At 48.4% G+C, this 1,253-nt stretch carries 3 tRNA genes and 2 rRNA genes; all 5 read right to left on the bottom strand.

Features of this window, described 5'->3' with window-relative positions:
* Nucleotides 1–257: ribosomal RNA gene (locus L4C35_RS00520) — 23S ribosomal RNA — on the bottom strand; the annotation flags it as partial.
* Nucleotides 258–587: 330 nt separating this feature from the next.
* A tRNA-Val gene (locus L4C35_RS00515) sits at nucleotides 588–663 on the bottom strand.
* A gap of 31 nt (nucleotides 664–694) precedes the next feature.
* Nucleotides 695–770, bottom strand: a tRNA-Lys gene (locus L4C35_RS00510).
* A gap of 1 nt (nucleotide 771) precedes the next feature.
* Nucleotides 772–847: transfer RNA gene (locus L4C35_RS00505), tRNA-Glu, on the bottom strand.
* A gap of 97 nt (nucleotides 848–944) precedes the next feature.
* Nucleotides 945–1,253, bottom strand: a 16S ribosomal RNA gene (locus L4C35_RS00500); the annotation flags it as partial.

Genomic DNA, 1,253 nt, shown 5'->3' with positions numbered 1-1,253 from the left:
GATTTCGCTCGCCGCTACTGTCGGAATCTCGGTTGATTTCTCTTCCTCGGGGTACTTAGATGTTTCAGTTCCCCCGGTTCGCCTCGTTACGCTATGTATTCACGTAACGATACGTGCTTATGCAGTTGGGTTTCCCCATTCGGAAATCCCAGTCTCAAGTGATTTTTACTATCTAAACTGGGCTTATCGCAAGTTAATACGTCCTTCATCGCCTCTGACTGCCAAGGCATCCACCGTGTACGCTTAGTCACTTAACCATACAACCCCAAGAGGTCTGTATGTTCAAACAACCAAGGTTTTTTTGTCACTCATTTCCGATCATGATAAGTGTGGACATTGGTTTTTCGCCGGACTCTACACAAGACACTTGAATGTGTGTTGTTTTGAGAACTCGTTTCTATCATTAAAGATAAAAACTATTGTAATTGAATCTGTTGATTCAATTTACTAGTCAGCTTTCCAGATTGTTAAAGAGCATTGTGTTTCTATCTAAAGAACCACTTTCTAATGATTTTCGGCGGCAAAAAAGCGGACTCAACAAAGGTAACCTTCATTGAATCTGCATGACGCAGAAAACAGTTAGAGAGTGGTGGGCGATACCGGGCTCGAACCAGTGACCCCCTCCTTGTAAGGGAGGTGCTCTCCCAACTGAGCTAATCGCCCTCGGTTGTTTTACTTCCTTCGTGGGAGAGGATGGTGGGTCGTGCAGGATTCGAACCTGCGACCAATTGATTAAAAGTCAACTGCTCTACCAACTGAGCTAACGACCCGTGGCGTCCCATAGGGGAGTCGAACCCCTGTTACCGCCGTGAAAGGGCGGTGTCCTAGGCCTCTAGACGAATGGGACTAAGTATTTCTGCCATGTTGTTGGGCAACATGGTGCTCTCTTACATTTCAACCAAGCAATCTGTGTGGACACTGCATCAAACAAGCAGTCTATCGTTTAAGGAGGTGATCCAGCCCCAGGTTCCCCTAGGGCTACCTTGTTACGACTTCACCCCAGTCATGAACCACACCGTGGTAAACGCCCTCCCGAAGGTTAAGCTATCTACTTCTGGTGCAGCCCACTCCCATGGTGTGACGGGCGGTGTGTACAAGGCCCGGGAACGTATTCACCGTGGCATTCTGATCCACGATTACTAGCGATTCCGACTTCATGGAGTCGAGTTGCAGACTACAATCCGGACGACGACGTACTGTCTGGGAGTCGCTCACCAGCGCTGGTTGGCAGCCCTCTGTATACGCCATTGTAG

The sequence above is a fragment of the Photobacterium kagoshimensis genome, assembly GCF_050337045.1.
In the GTDB taxonomy this organism is placed as follows: domain Bacteria; phylum Pseudomonadota; class Gammaproteobacteria; order Enterobacterales; family Vibrionaceae; genus Photobacterium; species Photobacterium kagoshimensis.
This window is presented reverse-complemented; position numbering and strand designations above follow the sequence as displayed.